Here is an 18276-nt window from a genome sequence, read left to right as displayed (position 1 = left end):
AAAAACCCCCGCAAGGCGGGGCCTCAGCGGGGATCTTCCTAAGTCACGTTTGATCACCTGATTTATAGGAAACTCCCAAAAATCTGACAAGGATAAACGCATCTGTGCGAATGGATTTTCTTTGTCTCAGTGCCGAAGTTCGACCCGCTTTGCTTCGCAAACGAGAAACAAACCATGAAGCAATTCCTTACGATCCAAGTTACCACCGCGCGACATCCTGCAGGGCTACCGGAGTCACGCCTGTCGAGGTCGAAGCCATGAGTTTCCGACAGATCTCGACCGCCCGGTTCCTAGACCCGAAGCGCTTCCACAACGGCCTGCCAGACGGCTGGAATCGGGACCGGTTTCGGCAACTCTGCGTTTGCTACGCGCAGATCAGAGGCGCATCGGCCCAGTGCATTCGCACCTTTGAAATCATCATCGACATGATCTCTCCAAGCGCGTTTCGCGATCCGTCTCAGGAACCCTTTTGCTATGCCCGTCAGGAAACGCAGATTGCCGGGCGCGGATTGACAGATCGGACGATCCACAATCACGAACGCACCCTGGAGGCCATTGGCCTCATTGAACGCAGGCTTGGTGCCAATGGGGCGCGGTGCAAGCGCAAGGGGCTTGGCCTCTTCCTGACACCCGCCCTGAACCTCATTCCCGAGATGCTCGACGCGGAAGCACAAAACAAGGCAGACAAGAAAGAACATGACGCTCTGCGCGGGGATCGGTCGCGCCTTTACCGATATGTGAAACACAGCCTGGCGGTGCTCGTTTCTCTCCCCTGCCCTCCCGAATGTGCCGAAGACATGATGGAGGCATTTCGGTCCTGGCCGCGTTCTGACAAGCTGAAATACATGTCGCTGGATCGGCTGAAATGCCATGTTCAGGCCGCTCATGATCTTTGGAAAAGCATCGAAGATCTTGTCGCTAAACCCAGTGAAATTTCGGGTGCGCCCGAAGCTTGTTTCGGGTCCCATATACAAGACCAAATTGAAGAAAAAATTCTGTCCTGTAACTCCGATGGCGAGAGTTCAATGCCCTCGGCTGAAGCCTCGGAACCAGATTGTTCTGGCTCCGGGCCTGACGGCCCTGCGCATTGCTTAGAAAGCAATCATCCAACGGATACGGCGGCGTGCAATATTCAAAAGCTGCCTCGAGTGAACAATCGTATTCTCTATGAGCTGGCTTCACTCGAGCTGCGCATGCATATCGATATCGCGGGCGGTGGCGATCAGAACCCCAGTCCAACACTCTGTGCGATCGAGATCGGTGTTTGGTCGCGATTGTCTGAGATCGGCACAAACATCTCCGCCTGGCATGAGGCGATCAATCGACTGACGCTCATGGGTGCGATCCTGGCTGGAGTGATCACAGACGCAAGGCTGAGTGATCCGAAACTGCCACAGGTCGTCAATCCGGGAGGATATCTTCGCGGTATGGTTCAGGCAGATGAACGCGGAGAGTTGAACCTGATTTCCAGTTTCATGGGGCTGTTGGCCCGAAAAGCGCGGGAGGAGGAACATGGACTTCGCTAGGGTGGAAAGAACGTTTCACAACGCGATGGGGTTTGCGTTGCCAGCTTGTCAATTCTACATATCCAGTCGGCAGGTTTCCGCTCTGTCTCTGCCTCCAGAACAGAACTGTATTCGTATGTGTGATTGGCTACGGGAAATCCCGAGTGGTTTGTTCAGCTTTAGGTTGCTATGCGACCTCGACGGCAGCGCGGAACAGAAAGAATATCAATGAAAATTGCGGATATTGGCAGGTCTGAGTTGGATTTCCGGCAAACCGGGGAGGCACGTCTTCAGGAGATTTGCCACAGGTTTGGATTTGAGAATGCGTCTTATGCCCATATCGACAAGTCGCAGAACATCGTTCACGGCTGCACCACGTTTTCGGAAGAATGGACCAGACATTATGTCGAAAACGATCTGATCCTGGCCGATCCCCTCATTCGGTTCGGTGCTACCATGATCGCTCCGATTGATTGGGCTGCGTTTGACAACCAATCCGACTATGCATCGCTCTTTGAGGCCGCCAGAAAATTCGGCGTTGGCCGCAACGGCCTGACTATTCCGGTCATCAATCCTTTTGGTGAGCGCGGCGTGTTTACCGTCACATCAAATGCACCTCGCGCCGAATGGGAGGCATTGATCGCGACAATGCTTCCTGCCCTGCGCCACGAAGCCCAGATCCTGCATCTGCTTGCACTGGACGTCATCGAAACCGTCTTCAACTTCCCTTCGGATTCCCTGTCTGCTGATGAGTTGGATGTCCTGATGATGCTTGCGTCGGGGTTGATACCGTCTGTCATTGCCAAACAGACGGGCAACTCCGCCCGAACGGTGGATGCGCTGATATCTTCGATTACCACCAAGCTCAAAAGCCGGACGATCGAACAAGCAGTTGCACGTGCAGTCAGTACCGGATTTCTCAAATGGAGCGATTTCTTTGCAGACCCAGTGGCAGAACTGGTCGATATCGAACATCGGACGCTCTGCGGCGGGATCGTCCGTTGGTCCGGCAAATCTCACGAGCTAATCGCCTTCGAAGAAGGGAGGCTTGTACGAAGTCTCGATAGCTTCCGATCGGTTCAGGTCGAAGATTTGGTTGCGGAATTTGGCCTTAACCCAGCTGAAATTAGCGAAGTGGTTGGAGATTCAGACGATCGAGCCCTATGGATCAGATATCTGTGAACTAGGTCGGCCGAGCCCCTCTTCACAATATTTTGCAGCCATCAGTAGCTCTTGGGCCTGTGCTCAATACGGCTGATATATGAAGTATTGCAAAACAAACATTGAATTGAGGTGCGTGGCAACTCACTTTGTCCGCTGTCCAAAGGTCTTCCTACCAGCTGTCGTGTTCACAGTAATCTCGCCTACTGGTTATGATTCCTGACCCTGACCACAGGTGTATTTACTGATCGAGGGACAACTTGCACTGGGGTTAAGCTTTGCCGTAGTAATCCAAGCCCTTTAGGCAAAATCGATAATCCCGGCCATGCGATCTAACGTCCAAAACATTCCAAGACTACCGAGCGAGAAAGCAACATATCTCTGCACAAGAGGTAAGGGCAGGCTGACGCGCTTGAGCGCAAAAAACAGGGATGTCGCTGCTGCTACAAACAGTATCTGCCCGATTTCCACGCCGATGTTAAAAGCAAACAGACTGAGAAGAATGTCTTCACGACCCACTCCAATCGCTTTGATTGCGCTTGCAAATCCAAGGCCATGCAGAAGGCCGAAGCCGGCCGTAATCAGGTAACTATGGCCAGTGCTGTGACGGCTGATTGCTTCGTTTGCTAAAAACACGATGGACAGTGCGATGCAGGCTTCAACCGGAGGGGCCGGAAGCGCAATCCACCCCAAAGATGCAAGACCCAGCGTCACTGAGTGACCGATTGTAAATGCCGTCACTAGCTTGATCAGTCGCCAACCGCTGGCAAGCAAGCAGAGGCAGAGAACGAACGCCAGGTGGTCGGCACCGCTCAGAATGTGTTCAACGCCCAGAGAAACGTAGCGAGAAAAAGCGGACTTCCAATCTCCTGACCCCGCCTGCAGATGCGCCATGTCGATTGCAATGGTTTCCCCGTCACGGGGAATAAAGGATTGAACGGAAATGCCGTCGCTCCACTGTGCCGTCAACAGGACGCCGGATCTGTCCCAGGGCAACCGCAATTGGTCGGTTGCAGAAAGAGGCCGAGTGTCGCATTTAAACTCAAATCGGAAGCCATCGACGGCACGGTGGTCCGCGTCTGACCCTATCAACGAACATCGCTCTGGCAAAATGGGAGGTTGATAGACATACGAAACACCCGACGGAATGCTGCCTTCCAGGCGATATACGCCGGGCTCCAACTCGATAAGTGCCGCCTTTGCGAGGCCATACTCATGGGCCTGCGCCTCGAACGTTTGCAGGATAATAGCTGAGACAAACACAACGATCCCAATGCAAACCGCTTTCAGCATGTCTAGTCTTGCCCCCGGATTTCGATATCGTAACCGGTTCTGAGTTCATCAAGTCGCAAGCGGAGACTGGCGCGCAACTGGTCCAGGTGCCAATCCTCGCGCACATACTGAACGACATCTTCAAATCTTGCGCCCTGCGCGGGAAAACGCTGAACAACCCGAACCAGATGAAGTCCATGTTGCGATGCGATGGGACCAGTCCACTCATCTTCTGACAAAGAAAACACTTCGCGTGCGGCTTTGGACCCCAGAAAAACAGCAACCTCACTTTCGCTTGCCCGCCCGAAACTGCGCGGTAGAAAATTAACCTTGTCGCCAAGGGATTCAGGATCCGCCCCGCTTTTTAGGCTGGACAATGCGACCTCTGCTCTTTGTGCGCCTCCATCTGCAAAGAAAATCTGATCCAGCGCGATTGAACGAGGTTGCCCATAACGTTCGGTGTTGGTCTGATGGAACTGTCGCAGTTCGTGTTCGGTCGGTTCCGGTACATCTTCCCGAAGTAGGTACTGCATTTTGCGCGTGAGCATTTTGCGCGCCTCTGAACCTTCATGCAGGCCCAGATTCAGCGCTTCGCGAAACAGGATTTCGTTGTCGACATAGGCTTGCAAAAGCTGGTCGCGTTCCATCGGTAATAGCGGTCGTGCCAACTCAGCCTCGCGTGTGGCGATCAGTTGACCTACTGATGCCTCATCGAGAATGATTGTCTTAGCTCCGGTGCCGTCTACCCAACGGTCGAGAGCAAAGATAAAAGCGCCCGCCAGCAAGAATTGTGCTAGCGGAGTAACCTTTAGCCAACGCCACAGCGCCATCAGCCCCTTGCTGAGTGATGCCGTTGACTTTTCGCCACTCGACAACGGTCCCGTTGGATCACTTACCGTCATCGAGCACCAGAGGCGCGACATAGTTCGGTTCGGTGATACCGGCGCGTTTCAGGGCCAATCCAACAAGGCATTCGCGCATCAGACGATTTGCATTTTGTACGGTCATGACCGTCGGATCGCTTTCCGGTTTAATCTCGACCATGTCAAAACCCACCAGGTTGGTTTCATGGCAAAGCCGCCGCACCATTGGCATGGCTTGCAACATGGTAAGGCCACCCGGTTCCGGCGTGAACGTCCCTGGTGCAAAGCTTGGATCCAGAGCATCAATGTCGAAGGAGACATGAACATAGTCGGCAACCGACTGGGCCTCGGCGATAATTTCATCCAGCACAACTTCCCACCCGCGGTCTTCGATCTCGAACATCGTGTGATACTGCATGCCGTGCTTGCGCATCCATTCAAAGCCTGCGCGACCCGGATACCAGCCACGGACGGCGACCTGGATGTAGTTTTTACCTGGAACAAGCCCTTCCTCTACTAACTTGTAGACCGGGCTGCCATGAGTCAAAAAATGGCCAAACAGAGGCTCTGCAGTATCAGTATGGGCGTCGATATGCACAACGGCAACATTGCCTACACCATAGACATCCGTCAAACCCGCAACGTTGGGGTATTCCAGCGCATGACTGCCGCCAACGATGAACGGGATCGTCCTGCGCCCATCTTCATGCTGAACGCTGGCAATCTCACGGACAAGGTCGCGGACGACATAGGCCGTACGCTCAATTGCAAAGGCCTCATGCGCTGCGTCGCCGTAATCTACGACAGAAACATGATCGAACGGTTGGATCAAAGTTCCCATATGCGGAACAGCAAACGACCCCCATGTCAGCCAGACGTCAGAACTGCGCGGGTCCCGCAATGCAGCAGGTCCCCACGTGCGGGCGCGCTGATCGCTTCCGATCTCGGCCCCCATGATCGCTACATCGACCTCACCGGCAGCAAGGTCTTCGGGGGTTAAAGCGACAGGTGCGTGGAAGAATGTTGGAATCCCGCTCCATGCGAAGCCGCCTTCATAGCGTTGGACATTGATCGGACCGGGGTCTCGCCCCTCTGAAAGATCAGATCGTTTTTGGCGCCAGATGTCATAGGTCGGACTGTTGGGATCAAGGCTGATTACCGGGTCTCCGGTGCATTCGGGGATGACATCTTTCAGGCCATCAGGATAGTCGCAGTCAGGCGTCCCCTGAGCTGAGGAGATCTGCGGCATAACCCCGGCCATGAGTGCGATGATGAGGGCAAAACGGGTCATAACTATTTCAGTGCTCCTTTTTTTGTCTACCGATGTCGCGCAACGCACGCAGTGCTCGTGCGCTGTATTAAAGGACAAGTCGAAGTCGCAAACCGATGATCACATCGGTATTCGCGTCGCTGAGAGCAGGGTCAAAGACAACTTGCAGATCAGGCGTGATTTCAAGAAAGGGGCTAACCTGCGCTTTGTAGAAAAACTCAAGCCCGCGTTCGTCATTCAACGTATCGTCCGTAGGATTGCCCCACCATCCGCCGACGCCAATCCGGTCGTAGGTAAACCCAAACGGTTTCTTGACCTGAAACCCGACCGCCAGGCGGCGATCAAAATCACGGAACGTCTGGTCAGCCCACGCATAGCGAAAAAAGGCGCCTATTCGATCACCAATGTCCTGATCAGCACTCAACGACCATGTCTCCATCCTTGGAAGGGCGTCGTTTTCTTCGTCGAGCGACCAAGTTAGGCGATATACACCATCCCCAAGGTTCGGGATCGTCGGGGTCAGCGCAAATTCAACCGCATACCCGCGGTTCCCGTCCTGCCACGCATCCGTCGACAGGCCGAGATCAGTATCAGGTGCACGGACCAGACCGGCAATTGACCAGGCGTCGGTCCGATATTGGCCGTATACCCCAAGCCCCAGAAGTGCAGTGTAGGGGACAACGGGATTGTTCCCGAGCATCGGCGAGAAAAACATTTCGCTGTCGCCGTTGGCGTAACGGTTCAGGTTGATCAACGTCCGCAAAGCCAGTTTGCCGGCCTGGATCCTCCAAGTTTCGTCAGGGTTTATATACTCAAAGGCGAACATCTGCAGAATTTGATTTGAAGTATCGGGCCCGGAGTTACCTCCATTCAGCGGAGACAAGATACCCAGTTCGCCTTGAAATTCGCCTGCCGTCGTTCCGCCAATAGAGTTGGCAAATTGACCCCAGATATTGAAGGACAAATCTCCGGGGCCGCTGCGAAACAGCTCTTGCCTCGCGATCACATTGAGCTCGTTGTCGTAGACATCGCTGCCGTCGGCCCATTGCATAATCAGCCGGTCTTCGATCAGAAACGACAGCCCGTGTTTTTCTGACAGCCGGTCTTTCCAATCCGAGTAACTCTGGTACGCTTCATCAAGCCCGCCAAAAGACCAGTAGCCGTCACGCTCACCATAGGGTTCAAAAACACCCGAAATCTCACCGTATTCGAAAGGCGGTTGTTCCTCGGTCACTCCGGGATTGGCAGATAAAACCAATGTCGCACCAGCCCAGAACAGCCCTTTTGGTGAGAAAACACGCTGAGTTTTTGTTGGTGCCAACATGTATGATTGATCCAGCGTTGCGTTGCGACATTTGTAGAGTTGTCGCTGGATCGGTATAAGTTACCCAAGGTTACCATTATTATGGATGATAGGGAGAATAATTTTATCCATAAACAATCTTAAGGCGTATTCATGAGTGACGGTCGTAAATTTGATCAACAAACCCGACAAGCGCTGGAACGCGAGCTAAACTTTGTTTTGTCGCATCCGCAATCGACGCTCAGCCCCATGAATCTCAGGCTGCTCACGTTTTTGGGCCGGGATGGCGACGTTGAGTGCACACAGGAAGCGATTGCGGAAAATGTCCTTGGCCTTGGGACCGATTTTCAACCTGACGCTGACGCCCACGCCCGTATAGCGGTCAGCCGGCTTCGGAAAGCTCTGTCCGGTTTCTATGAGACATACGGCGCCTTCCGGGCAATGCGTTTGGTTATTCCCAAAGGATGTTATCGCATCGATATACGGCGAAATGACCCGATATTGGGCTCTGAGATTGCTGCAAAAAACACTACGCCTGCCTTGGCATGGACGCTAACAGAAGACCGCAACAAAGAGGTGCCCGCTTGGGGACACAAGCTCGAAAAAGAGTTAATCTTGCAATTTTCGCAATCCGCTCTGGTTCATGATGGCGCACTAAAGGCGGACCGGTTGCCGGAATCTTCGCCAGAGCGCGCACTTGCGATGTGTCGGGAAACGGGCCTGCCGCTACATGCTCATATTCGGATCACCGGCAACAGCGTAAGACTTCTGGTGATAAATGCGCGCGATGGAGCGATATTGGCGAAGCGATTGTTTTCGGAAATGACTGAAAACAGTTTGGCAGTGTCCGCCCAGGACATTGTTGCTTCACTTACTGATCCGCTGCAAAGTGAGATCCCTTACATACTCGCAAAACAGCAACCGACCAGTCGACTTGCGCTTGCCATGACGTTTTTTCGGTTTATGACAACACAAAATCGCAGGCTCTTGCCATCAAGCCTTTCTGCATTCAGCGACGCTCGCAATTCAAGCTTTTCATCCCCTCTGATTGACGCCCTACACATTGATGCGCGTCGGGCAAGTTACGGTTTTGCGACCGATGAAAATATCATCTTGCACGAGGGTTTGGTTGAATCCGCAACCCGGGTCTTTGAACGCGATCCAATGCAGCCCTATGCTTGGCTTTCACTCGCCTACATCAGTAATGCGGTGGGAGCTGACCTGGCTGACACAACAGATCTTTCGATCCTTGCGGGGGCACAGGTGTTTGGCTCTCCGGCAGATGACTTGAATTTTCTGTGCTCACTGAGCCCGAATACTCCGCTTCAGATGCTATCCGGGAAATCACAGCGTATGACGGAAGGAGACAGTTTCATACTGCGTGCCGCCAATATCGTTCAGGCGATGAAAAGTAACGACAAGGATGAGTTACGGCGCTTGATCTCCGAGCCTGAACCCGCCGACAGTTTCTGGTTACCCATCTTTCAGTGCGCTATCGCCGCTGAGTTGGGACAAAAGACACTCGCACAAGAGGTTTATGGTCGCCTCAAAGCCGATCTACCCGAAGTTGGAGATTTTGCCGGTCGTGCAGTTGTCACGATGATACCTGACAGCGACATTCATGAAAGACTACTGCTTGAACTCAATCAACTCCGATAGTCCTTGAGCCCCAATCCGCGGCTATACTTGGTGCGACGGACACGTCAAGCCGGATCAGGACCTGATGCGTCACGTACCTTCTAACAGCGTTTTTTGCATATCAAAGATTGTTGCCCTGAGAGCCGTGTCATCAATTCGAACAAGACCTTCACTACTGCGCTGTGTATCCATTATGGTGGCCATCACTACAAGCAAGACGCCGGAAAAGACAAAGGTCCGCCAGGTTAATTTTCGACCCACAATGCCAGCCCTGTTTCCAAGCAGGAAAAGAGCAACCAGCGCCGCAGCCAACATCATCGTTTGGGAAACATCGGATACAGGAGTGGACAGTGTTTCCACGCGGTAAAGATGTGCATCAATCGTATCGTTTATTGCGCCACCTACAAAAACCTTGATAGGTGCGGGCACCGGGTCATCCGTCGCGCGCAAAGTAATGGGCCATAGTTTTGCCTGGGCATCAAGCGTTCGAGCAATGAAGTTCTGGGCGGCCTCTAGAGTATCTATGCTTCCATCGCCGGGCAGAATCCTTGTTTCGGCATATTCAAGTAGAGCACTTTGCAACTCCAAACGACCCGGTTCGGGCAAGAAATCAGCGCGCAGGAAGGCCGTGCCAATTGCTGCTGACTCATTGACGACGGCAGACTTCCTCATTTGAGAGAGAGTCAACGCATTGCCGAAACTGAAGGCAAGCAACAACCCAAGAAGCGCCAAAATTGCTCCAAGCGTAGTTTCTCCTACGACCTGATCGACAGGTTTACCGGCATCGACTAAAGCCTTTCTTCGCAAGGCGCCTGCAAAGTAACCGCAGATTGCAGCTGTGGGCAAAACTACTATGAGAACCAACATGGCAACTTCAATCGAAAGTAACGGCAAGCTGATCTGGTTGTACAACGCGGCGGTTCTATCGAATTCCAATGCTGGCTCCATGTTCAACATTTTCTGGAAACAGAAGGACTCCAAACGGCGCGTAATTTCAAGCACTGTAGACTAAGTTTCTCACAACGTTCACACGTGCTCTTCAACACCGATTGCCTACGCGGGTGTTGGAAACACTTCTGGGATCAAGTTTATAGCGGAGTGACAGACTGGCTATACAGTGTAGGCGAGAAAGCAATTGTTGCGGCTACGTCGAAGGACCAATATCGGAAAACCCAAGAGCTAGCATTAAAAGCGAAACAGCCCCAAGCCACGCCGCCGCAACGCGGAAGGCGACTCCGACCCACGGTTTTCTGAAGCGTTCCCTGACAAAGACGAAAGCACCCAAAAGGTACAACAAGCCAACATTCGCGCCGACCATTGAACCGGACATCGTGAACAGCCTGTCTCGCATGGGCCCGTCGTCAGGAACGGATGCATCACCGATCAAAAACGCCCCAACACCGATCAGGGCAATGGTGAAGGGACTCCACATTCCAGGAAAAAGCGCGGCAACGGAACACGCAACAAAAGCGGCCGCAAACATTGTTGCGTCGAGTTCTTCAAATCCAAAGGCGATGAGCAAACCGGCAAGGCTGGCCAAAAGAAAAGTGAATAGGAGACATTGCGCCATTTTAGGTTGGAAACCGCCAGCAACCAAACCGAGGCCAAGCATGAGAAGGGCCTGCGGAGGTGTGGAAAAGGGGTGGATCAGTCCGACATAGAATCCTTCAATGCCAGGCATGGCACTATGCGCCCGCGCGGGCTCAGCTACGAACACCAAAGGAAGGTAGACAAGTCGCTTACACACGTCCACCCTTATGCAACACCAGTAAGAAATGCGATCCCTGCGAAGGCAATTAGCCCCCCAGCGCCGCGGACAGCAACTCTGCCGGCCGGCCATCGAACAAGTAATCCGAATGCGATACCAACCAGGTGAAGTAGCCCGGTCGAGATGACGAAACCGACTGCATATGCAAATGCATTCACCGTGGCCGGAAGTTCAGTGCCATGTGCATAACCATGGAAGATTGCAAAGGAGCCAACGACGACAGCACATATCCAGATCGGCGGTCTAATAGCAAATACAATCATTACTCCCAACACGACAGCAGACAGTGCGATGCCCGTTTCGATTGCAGGGATGGGAATACCGATTATGCCTGCAACGGCCCCTAAAGCCATGACAAGCGGGAACACAACCGGCAAAATCCAGATTGCCGGTGCACCCAGAAACGCGCCCCAAAGGCCCACTGCAACCATGGCCGCGACGTGATCCCAACCAAGGATCGGATGAGTAAAGCCTGCAACGAACCCACCGCCATATCCGTCGCCGGAGTGGGCGTATGCAGCAAACGTTGTAGTGAAATAGGCGAATGAAATTGCGATTAGGCAGTTTGTGATACGGATTGGCAAAACGACCGCCCCTTTTTGAAATTAGATTCCGATGACCATAGGTTACACATTCGAATAACTCAACTTGAGATGAGCAGCAAATGTGGGCACATTCAGTAGGAAAACTCCCCCTTGATCGACGCACGAACGGTTGGTTCAGTTGAGGCTATGGGTGTTCGAACCGGGCAGTGTCGGGAGCGGAACGGATACATCCCTCATTATTTGACATAATTGCAATTTACGCCGGAAAAACTCTCACAAACGGTTTGCTGCGTTCGCCGACTAAATCTGAGTAGGCGAACACATCAAAGGGACATTCATCCCTTTTGTTTAAGAAACAGCGTGGTGTTTCCCGGCAGATGCATGGATATAGAGTTCTTCTGATTGCTCCATGCGACCGGTTCGCTCGAATAGGTTTCAGAACCGTAACCTGATCCACCGAACTCTTCGGCATTGCTGTTCAGAACAACCTCCCATTCACCTGAATTCGGAACACCCAACCTGTATCCGTCACGCGCAGCTACGGGCTCGTCTGGCACGAAAACCAATCCGTTGCCCGGCGCGTTCGAACTGTCTTGGACTTTTTGGAGCAGATACTCAGTGAAGACTGCGGGATGTTTCTGCCGACATCCGAAACCTAAAGCGTGAATGCGTCCCGGAAGGCTTCCAGCGCGGCTTCCTCGTCGCCTTTTGCAAACGCCTCCATGCCGACAGGGCCGGAATAGCCTAAATCAGCAAGGGCATGCGCAACCGCCGCATAGTTGATTTCGCCCGTTCCCGGCTCGCAGCGACCTGGATTGTCTGCCACTTGAACCTCCCCAACCCATGGCAGGCAAGCTTCACACCAGCGGATCAAATCACCTTCACCGATCTGGGTATGGTAGAGGTCCAGGTTGATCCGCAGCTGAGGGCGGTTGACGGCGGAAACGAGGGACAGCACGGCCTCGGTTGATCCAAACGGGCATCCCGGATGGTCCAGCGGGTTCAGGTTTTCCAGCGTGAACGTCGCGCCCTCTTCCTCGGCCATGTCACAGATGCGGTTGAGCGTATCGCGGGCGCGAAGCTCCATCCCGGGCGTAAACGTACCGTGGTGTGGGATCGGGATGCCACCATCGCCAAGCCCAGTGCCGTGTAGGTTCAGACGGTCGACGCCCAACCTCTTGCCGACCTGCGCCGTCTCCCACGCAGATTTCAGCAGCATGTCCGCGCCCTCGTCGTCCGCCAGGCGCCCCTCAAGATATCCGTTCATGATGGTGAAGTTCGCGCCGGTTTTCTCGAGCGCGTCTATATCCCATTCGGGCCAGTTCCACAGACCGACACCAAAGCCCATTTCGTGTAGCTTTGCCGCGCGCCATGCGATCGGTTTGTCTTGCCAGAGCATCTCTGCACAGGCAGCGAGTTGAAAAGGTGCAGTCATCTTAGGCGTCCCGTTCCATGATCCATTCGACCTCTGAAGCAGGCACGAAGCGCCATTTGCGCTGCGGGCCGGCCATGACGTTGAGGTAGTACATCTCGAAGCCGTAGGGCGCGCCGCAGGGGTGGTGGCCGCGGGGGACCAGGACGACGTCGCCATCGGATACCGCCATCGTTTCATCGAGGCCTCCATCGTCGGTGTAGACGCGTTGGATGCCAAAGCCTGAAGCCGGGTTCAGGCGGTGATAGTAGGTCTCTTCCAGATAGGTGATGCGCGGGAAATCATCTTCATCGTGGCGGTGGCTGGGATAGGACGACCAGTGGCCTGCTGGGGTGAAGACCTCCGTGACCAGCAAGCTGTCGCAATAGTCTTCGTTTTCCATCGCGATGTTGTTGATGTGGCGCGTGTTGGTGCCCTTGCCGCGTTCGGTGAGCATGATGCCATCGGGGCCGATCCGGCGCGCCTCATGCCCGCCCTGCCCCGGTGCGGAACAAACAGCGATGACACAATCGGTTTCGGCCTTGGCCTCCCACTTGGTACCGTTCGGCAGATAGAGGCAATGGGGCGGCGTTTTCTCGAAGACATTCATCCGGTCGCCCAGCACGCCCCAGTCCTGACCTGCCCCGGTGATCGCGGCCTTGCCCTCGACCATCACGAGGATGACCTCCTGGTCTCTCGTTGCTTCTGCGGTGGTGTCGCCTGCCTTGAGCCGGTAGAGCGAGAAGCCGACATAACGCCAGCCCGCGCTTTCCGGGGTGATCTGATGGACCTTGCCGCGGGTGCCAAAGGGTTTTCTGAGGAGGTCGGGCATGGGCTTTACTTCTCGATGTCGAGGCCGGAGCGGCCGCAGATTTGGGTGATGTGGTCATAACCAAGCTTCGAGTATTCGAACGGCGGTGCCTTGGCCGGGTCCTGTTCGGCCTCGACGACGATCCAGCCGTCATAGTCCATAGCCTTCAGCTTGTCGGTCACGGCCTGAAAGTCGATGCAGCCTTCCGGGTCGCCAGGCACCGAGTAGACTCCGGCTGCAACGCCATCGAGGAAGCTTTTGTCCTCAGCGCCCACCCAGTCCAGCACCGGCTGGCGCACATCCTTGAAGTGGACGTGGTGGACGCGATGACCCCATTTTTCGAGGACGGCGACGGGGTCGGCCCCCGCAAAGTGCAAATGCCCGGTGTCGAAGAGCAGCGTCAGGTCCTCGGACGAGCCTTCCATGAGCCAATCAATGTCTTCGGCATCCTGAACCATCGCACCCATGTGGTGGTGATAGCTAAGAGCAACACCCTGATCTTTTGACCATTTCGCCAGCTCAGACAACTTCGCGCCATAGGCCATAACCTCATCCCGCGTCAGTTTGGGGCGCTGGCTCACGGGTTGGTCGATATTGCCCTGAATGGTGTTCGAACACTCGGCATAGACGATACAGGGCGCATTAAGCGCAGCGAATTGTTCGACTTGCTGGTGAATCGCCTCCTTTTCATCGGCGAGCGAGATGCGCATCAGATCACCAGAACACCACCCTCCACAAAGCGCTACGCCATATCTGTCCAGATAGGCACGGAGGCCCTCCGTGTCGGCTGGCATACGGCGGCCTCGTTCGACGCCAGAGTATCCGATCTTCGCGGCATCCTCCATCGCACCTTCGGTGGTGTAGTCTTTCGTAAGTTCCGGCAGATCGTCGTTCTGCCAGGCGATCAGGGATATACCGATCTTCACACTCATCAATCTGCTCGCTGGGTTTGCTTGTTTTTGATGTAATTTTGGTGAGCCGCATTCACCTCGGCTCGCTCGGAGACTTCCGGAACACTGACGTCCCACCATGTGCCGCCGAGTTCAGTGGACGGATAGGGATCGGTGTCGATGACGACCACATAGGGGCCGGTTATGCTGTCCCGCTTGGCTAGCGACTCTTCCAATTCGGCAATCGAGGTAACCTTGACGGAGGTCGCTCCCATGGCTTCAGCGTGTTTGGCGAAGTCGATGTTGGAGTTTTCGCCGCCGATTGCGTGGTCCAGTAGATTGTTAAACTCTTCCCCGCCGGTGCCCATTTGCAGCCGGTTGATACAGCCATAGCCGCGGTTGTCGGTGACCACGACGGTGAAGCTGATGCCCATCATTGCCGCCGTCGCCATCTCGGAATTGGCCATCATGTAGGTGCCGTCACCGGTAAAGCAGATCACGTCGCGCTCGGGCTCAGCCATCTTGATGCCCAAGGCTCCAGCGATCTCGTACCCCATGCAGGAGAACCCGTATTCCATGTGGTAGGACCCGGGGCGACCCGCTTTCCACAGTTTGTGCAATTCGCCCGGCATGGTGCCTGCAGCGCACATGGCGACGGTATTGGCATTGGCGGCCCGCTGCACCGCGCCGATCACCTGCATGTCGGTCGGAAGCGCGTTGCCCTTCGGCGCGTCCGTCAGGGGATCCACCTTAGCGAACCAACCGGACTTGAGGCTTCCTGAGGGAACTGCACAGCGAAACCCTTCTATTGCCGCACTCAGTTCCTCCAAACCGACCCGGGCATCCGCCTGCAGCGGCATCGCGCCATGTTTGGTCGCATCGTAGGCCGCGACATTCAGACTAATGATTTTGCGCAACGGATTGGCGAACAGACCCCAGGACCCGGTGGTGAAATCCTGAAACCGTGTGCCGACTCCCAAGACCACATCCGCCTCGGCGCAGACGTCATTGGCGGGTTCTCCCCCGGTCACACCAATGGGCCCAAGGTTCAGCGGGTGATCCCACGGGAGGGCTGACTTTCCGGCCTGTGTTTCCGCAATCGGGATGTTGTGGGTCTCGGCAAAGGCCCGGAGCGCATCTGTTGCCTCGGCGTAGTGTACTCCGCCGCCCGCCACGACAACGGGCCATTTGGCGTTCTTTAGAACTTCTGCAACCCGGGCAAGTTCGCCTTCATCCGGACGAAGCCGCCGTTGGTGCCAGACCTGCGGGGCAAAGAAGCTTTCGGGATAGTCGAAGGCCTCGGCCTGCACATCCTGACAGAAGGCCAGCGTAACCGGGCCGCAGTCCGCCGGGTCCGTCATGGTGCGGAAGGCGCGTGGGAGGGCGGTCAGAAGTTGTTCCGGTCGCATGATGCGATCGAAGTAGCGGCTGACGGGCCTGAACGCGTCATTCACCGATACGGTCCCGTCGCCGAAATCCTCGACCTGTTGCAACACAGGGTCCGGGACCCGGTTCGCGAACACGTCGCCCGGCACCAACAGCACGGGCAAGCGGTTCACATGCGCCAGCCCCGCCGCCGTTACCATATTGGTCGCGCCGGGACCGATCGAGGATGTCACCATCATCGCCCGCTTTCGACGCAATTGCTTTGAATAGGCAATGGCAGCATGGGCCATCGTCTGTTCGTTGTGGCCGCGATAGGTCGGCAAAGCCTTGCGGCTAGCATAAAGTGCCTCGCCAATACCAGCGACATTGCCGTGGCCGAAGATGGCCCAGCAGCCCGCGATGAACGGCTCGCCGTCCTCGGTCAATTGGGCCGCGACATAGCGCACCATGGCCTGCGCGGCGGTCAAACGAATTGTCTTGCTCATGCGGCGTTCTCCATGGCTTGGGTCCGAGCCTTGTCCCAAATCTCGCAAAGGCGCTGATAGTTCTCGGCCATCTCGGTCACGGCTTCGCCATCCGTGATATGCCCTGCCAGCCAGTTGCGCGCAGCGTTTCCGAAAATCGTCCGTCCCACGGCGAAACCCTTGACCAACGGCTGCTTGGCGGCCAGCGCAAAACTTTCCGCCAGTTCGGCCTCAGGCGCGTCGAGACCCAGAACAACGATCCCACGCGTCCGGGGATCGTTGCGCTCGATCGCGGCAACAGCATTGACCCAGGCCACCTCGGATTTGAAGGGCTCCAGTTTCCACCAGTCGGGGAAGACGCCCGCGTCGTAGAAAGCCTGTATCAGCGTCGCCGAGGTCTGATCATCAACTGGACCGACCTTCGACGGGATAATTTCAAGCAGGAATTCCAGACCATTGCGCCGAGCTGCCGTGAAAAGCCGCTTTACACGCGCGATTTGCATCTTTGCGGTCTTATTGTCGTCATCCGGATGGCAGAAAACGAGCAATTTGACCACGTTATCCCGCGCCCATTCGCGCAAACGGCCCAGGTCCTCGCCCAGGTCCGGCTCAAATTCGATGGGCCGCGAGCCCGGCAGCTCGGTCGGCCGCCCGATCCAAAGCCCGGTCCCCGTGGCCTTGTGCAGCGCAGAGCGCCCGATCCGGTTGTCGCAGAGGATGCCATAGCCAGCGCGCCCTGCTTGGACTTTCAGCGCCGCCTCAAGGCAGAGTTCCTTGAAAGCCGCGCCCTTCTCTTTGGTGTAGCCGTCCATCTCTTCCAGTTGCAGCCGGTGGTCGAAGGCAAAGGTCTTCACCGAGGACCAGTCGCCCGCCCGGTTCGTCGCCCAGTGGACCTGCTCCAGTTCGGCGTCGTTTCGCAGATCAGGCCGCTTGATGCCGCGGTCAAAGAAGAACTGCAGTTCCTCCCAGCTTGGATAGGCGGGCGTGCAGCCGTGGCGGCTGACGGCAAAAGCCCCGCAGGCGTTGGCGTATTTGAGAGCGGTTGGCCAGTCCTCGCCATCGAGCCAGCCTTTCAGCAGACCGGACATGAAGCCGTCGCCAGCCCCCAGAACATTGAATACCTCGATGGGAAAACCCGGCCCTGTCTCTCCGTCATCAAGGCTGTCAGGAATATCTGCAGCAAAGGCCACCGCCCCTGCCGCACCGCGTTTGCAGACCAGCGTCGCGCTGGATACCGCGCGCACCGCGCGAAGCGCTGCGATGGTGTCGGTTGACCCGCCGGCGATGTGGAATTCTTCCTCTGTGCCGACGATCAGACCAAACAGATGCAAAGTCGATCGCAGTTTGGCCGTGACCGCAGCGCTTTCAACGAACCGGCTCTCACCGTCGCCATGCCCGGCCACGCCCCAGAGGTTGGGCCGATAATCAATGTCGAGCGCGGTCTGCTGTCCGTTCGCGCGCGCAATCTCCAGCGCTTTGATCGTTGCCGCTTCCACCTGCGGATGGCTCAGGTGCGTCCCGGTCGCTACGACGGCGCGGGCGCGCTTGATGAAGTCGGGATCGATATCAGCCTCCGTCAGCCCCATATCCGCGCAATTCTCGCGATAGAAGATCAGCGGGAATTGCTCCTGATCCCGGATGCCCAATAGAACGAGGGCTGTCAGCCGCTCAGGGTCGGTCTTGACGCCCTCAGTGTTCACACCCTCGCGTTCAAGCTGCTCGCGAATGAACCGGCCCATATGCTCGTCGCCGACGCCCGTGATGACCGCGGATTTCAGCCCGAGGCGCGCTGTCCCGCAGGCGATGTTGGTCGGAGAACCGCCGATATACTTGTCGAACGACCCCATATCTTCCAGACGCCCGCCGATCTGCGCGCCGTAGAGGTCAACGGACGAGCGGCCAATGGTGATGAGATCGAGGTCAGACATGAGATGCATCCATAAGATTAGATTTCAAGATATGGGGCTGACCAAATTCCTTCAGTCAGCC

The 18276-nt window shown here is 55.7% G+C and carries 16 protein-coding genes; 3 read left to right on the top strand and 13 right to left on the bottom strand.

Annotation, left to right across the window (positions count from 1 at the left end; genetic code table 11):
• Window positions 1-257 precede the first annotated feature (257 nt).
• Window positions 258-1526: a helix-turn-helix domain-containing protein gene (locus tag ACXAH8_RS20590; protein ID WP_475220431.1), complete on the top strand. Its 1269-nt coding sequence runs from the start codon at window positions 258-260 to the stop codon at window positions 1524-1526.
• A gap of 207 nt (window positions 1527-1733) precedes the next feature.
• Window positions 1734-2687 (top strand): autoinducer binding domain-containing protein, encoded by a 954-nt coding sequence (locus tag ACXAH8_RS20585; RefSeq protein ID WP_475220430.1) that lies wholly within the window; start codon window positions 1734-1736, stop codon window positions 2685-2687.
• A gap of 279 nt (window positions 2688-2966) precedes the next feature.
• Here the strand turns inward: ACXAH8_RS20585 and ACXAH8_RS20580 are convergent, their stop codons facing one another.
• The 4 genes from ACXAH8_RS20580 to ACXAH8_RS20565 form a co-directional block, all read right to left on the bottom strand.
• Complete coding sequence (locus ACXAH8_RS20580; protein WP_475220429.1) at window positions 2967-3959, bottom strand: HupE/UreJ family protein; 993 nt, start codon at window positions 3957-3959, stop codon at window positions 2967-2969.
• 2 nt (window positions 3960-3961) lie between these two features.
• Window positions 3962-4768, bottom strand: a complete 807-nt coding sequence (locus ACXAH8_RS20575) for a peptidyl-prolyl cis-trans isomerase (protein ID WP_475220428.1) — start codon at window positions 4766-4768, stop codon at window positions 3962-3964.
• Window positions 4769-4826: 58 nt separating this feature from the next.
• Window positions 4827-6092: an agmatinase family protein gene (locus ACXAH8_RS20570; protein WP_475220427.1), complete on the bottom strand. Its 1266-nt coding sequence runs from the start codon at window positions 6090-6092 to the stop codon at window positions 4827-4829.
• A 67-nt stretch (window positions 6093-6159) separates the two neighbouring features.
• The gene (locus ACXAH8_RS20565) at window positions 6160-7395 is read right to left on the bottom strand and encodes a carbohydrate porin (protein ID WP_475220426.1); all 1236 of its coding nucleotides are present in this window, start codon (window positions 7393-7395) and stop codon (window positions 6160-6162) included.
• Window positions 7396-7527: 132 nt separating this feature from the next.
• Here ACXAH8_RS20565 and ACXAH8_RS20560 point away from each other — a divergent pair, with 132 nt between their 5' ends.
• The gene (locus ACXAH8_RS20560; RefSeq protein WP_475220425.1) at window positions 7528-9033 is read left to right on the top strand and encodes a hypothetical protein; all 1506 of its coding nucleotides are present in this window, start codon (window positions 7528-7530) and stop codon (window positions 9031-9033) included.
• 69 nt (window positions 9034-9102) lie between these two features.
• On the opposite strand, the gene ACXAH8_RS20555 is transcribed toward ACXAH8_RS20560, so the two are convergent.
• The 9 genes from ACXAH8_RS20555 to ACXAH8_RS20515 all read right to left on the bottom strand — a co-directional run bounded on the left by ACXAH8_RS20555 (window position 9103) and on the right by ACXAH8_RS20515 (window position 18215).
• Window positions 9103-10014, bottom strand: a complete 912-nt coding sequence (locus ACXAH8_RS20555) for a hypothetical protein (protein WP_475220424.1) — start codon at window positions 10012-10014, stop codon at window positions 9103-9105.
• Between the two features lie 142 nt (window positions 10015-10156).
• Entirely contained in the window at window positions 10157-10852 is a 696-nt protein-coding gene (locus ACXAH8_RS20550) for a HupE/UreJ family protein (protein ID WP_475220423.1), read from the bottom strand.
• Window positions 10768-11364, bottom strand: coding sequence for a HupE/UreJ family protein (locus ACXAH8_RS20545; RefSeq protein ID WP_475220422.1), 597 nt, complete (start codon window positions 11362-11364; stop codon window positions 10768-10770). The genes ACXAH8_RS20550 and ACXAH8_RS20545 overlap by 85 nt, the downstream gene beginning before the upstream one ends.
• 296 nt (window positions 11365-11660) lie before the next feature.
• Window positions 11661-11882, bottom strand: a complete 222-nt coding sequence (locus tag ACXAH8_RS20540; RefSeq protein ID WP_475220421.1) for an alpha amylase C-terminal domain-containing protein — start codon at window positions 11880-11882, stop codon at window positions 11661-11663.
• A 98-nt stretch (window positions 11883-11980) separates the two neighbouring features.
• Window positions 11981-12760, bottom strand: a complete 780-nt coding sequence (locus ACXAH8_RS20535) for a TIM barrel protein (RefSeq protein ID WP_475220420.1) — start codon at window positions 12758-12760, stop codon at window positions 11981-11983.
• Between the two features lies 1 nt (window position 12761).
• Complete coding sequence (gene iolB, locus ACXAH8_RS20530; RefSeq protein WP_475220419.1) at window positions 12762-13568, bottom strand: 5-deoxy-glucuronate isomerase; 807 nt, start codon at window positions 13566-13568, stop codon at window positions 12762-12764.
• 5 nt (window positions 13569-13573) lie between these two features.
• On the bottom strand, window positions 13574-14479 hold the full coding sequence (gene iolE / locus ACXAH8_RS20525; protein WP_475220418.1) for a myo-inosose-2 dehydratase: 906 nt from the start codon (window positions 14477-14479) through the stop codon (window positions 13574-13576).
• On the bottom strand, window positions 14479-16308 hold the full coding sequence (iolD, locus tag ACXAH8_RS20520) for a 3D-(3,5/4)-trihydroxycyclohexane-1,2-dione acylhydrolase (decyclizing) (RefSeq protein WP_475220417.1): 1830 nt from the start codon (window positions 16306-16308) through the stop codon (window positions 14479-14481). Before iolD ends, iolE begins: the two co-directional genes overlap by 1 nt.
• Window positions 16305-18215 (bottom strand): bifunctional 5-dehydro-2-deoxygluconokinase/5-dehydro-2-deoxyphosphogluconate aldolase, encoded by a 1911-nt coding sequence (locus ACXAH8_RS20515; RefSeq protein ID WP_475220416.1) that lies wholly within the window; start codon window positions 18213-18215, stop codon window positions 16305-16307. Before ACXAH8_RS20515 ends, iolD begins: the two co-directional genes overlap by 4 nt.
• Between the last annotated feature and the right edge of the window lie 61 nt (window positions 18216-18276).

Source organism: Ruegeria sp. ABV3_008, from assembly GCF_056161185.1.
Note: the sequence above shows the minus strand (reverse complement) of the source record. Positions and strands in the feature narration are given on the sequence as shown.

What these genes read in the sequence shown, in the direction of transcription:
- ACXAH8_RS20590 (WP_475220431.1), top strand. Translation starts at nt 258, where the DNA reads ATGAGTTTCCGACAGATCTCGACCGCCCGGTTCCTAGACCCGAAGCGC.
- ACXAH8_RS20585 (WP_475220430.1), top strand. Translation starts at nt 1,734, where the DNA reads ATGAAAATTGCGGATATTGGCAGGTCTGAGTTGGATTTCCGGCAAACC.
- ACXAH8_RS20580 (WP_475220429.1), bottom strand. Translation starts at nt 3,959, where the DNA reads ATGCTGAAAGCGGTTTGCATTGGGATCGTTGTGTTTGTCTCAGCTATT.
- ACXAH8_RS20575 (WP_475220428.1), bottom strand. Translation starts at nt 4,768, where the DNA reads ATGGCGCTGTGGCGTTGGCTAAAGGTTACTCCGCTAGCACAATTCTTG.
- ACXAH8_RS20570 (WP_475220427.1), bottom strand. Translation starts at nt 6,092, where the DNA reads ATGACCCGTTTTGCCCTCATCATCGCACTCATGGCCGGGGTTATGCCG.
- ACXAH8_RS20565 (WP_475220426.1), bottom strand. Translation starts at nt 7,395, where the DNA reads ATGTTGGCACCAACAAAAACTCAGCGTGTTTTCTCACCAAAAGGGCTG.
- ACXAH8_RS20560 (WP_475220425.1), top strand. Translation starts at nt 7,528, where the DNA reads ATGAGTGACGGTCGTAAATTTGATCAACAAACCCGACAAGCGCTGGAA.
- ACXAH8_RS20550 (WP_475220423.1), bottom strand. Translation starts at nt 10,852, where the DNA reads ATGGCCGGCCGGCAGAGTTGCTGTCCGCGGCGCTGGGGGGCTAATTGC.
- ACXAH8_RS20535 (WP_475220420.1), bottom strand. Translation starts at nt 12,760, where the DNA reads ATGACTGCACCTTTTCAACTCGCTGCCTGTGCAGAGATGCTCTGGCAA.
- iolB (WP_475220419.1), bottom strand. Translation starts at nt 13,568, where the DNA reads ATGCCCGACCTCCTCAGAAAACCCTTTGGCACCCGCGGCAAGGTCCAT.
- iolE (WP_475220418.1), bottom strand. Translation starts at nt 14,479, where the DNA reads ATGAGTGTGAAGATCGGTATATCCCTGATCGCCTGGCAGAACGACGAT.
- iolD (WP_475220417.1), bottom strand. Translation starts at nt 16,308, where the DNA reads ATGAGCAAGACAATTCGTTTGACCGCCGCGCAGGCCATGGTGCGCTAT.
- ACXAH8_RS20515 (WP_475220416.1), bottom strand. Translation starts at nt 18,215, where the DNA reads ATGTCTGACCTCGATCTCATCACCATTGGCCGCTCGTCCGTTGACCTC.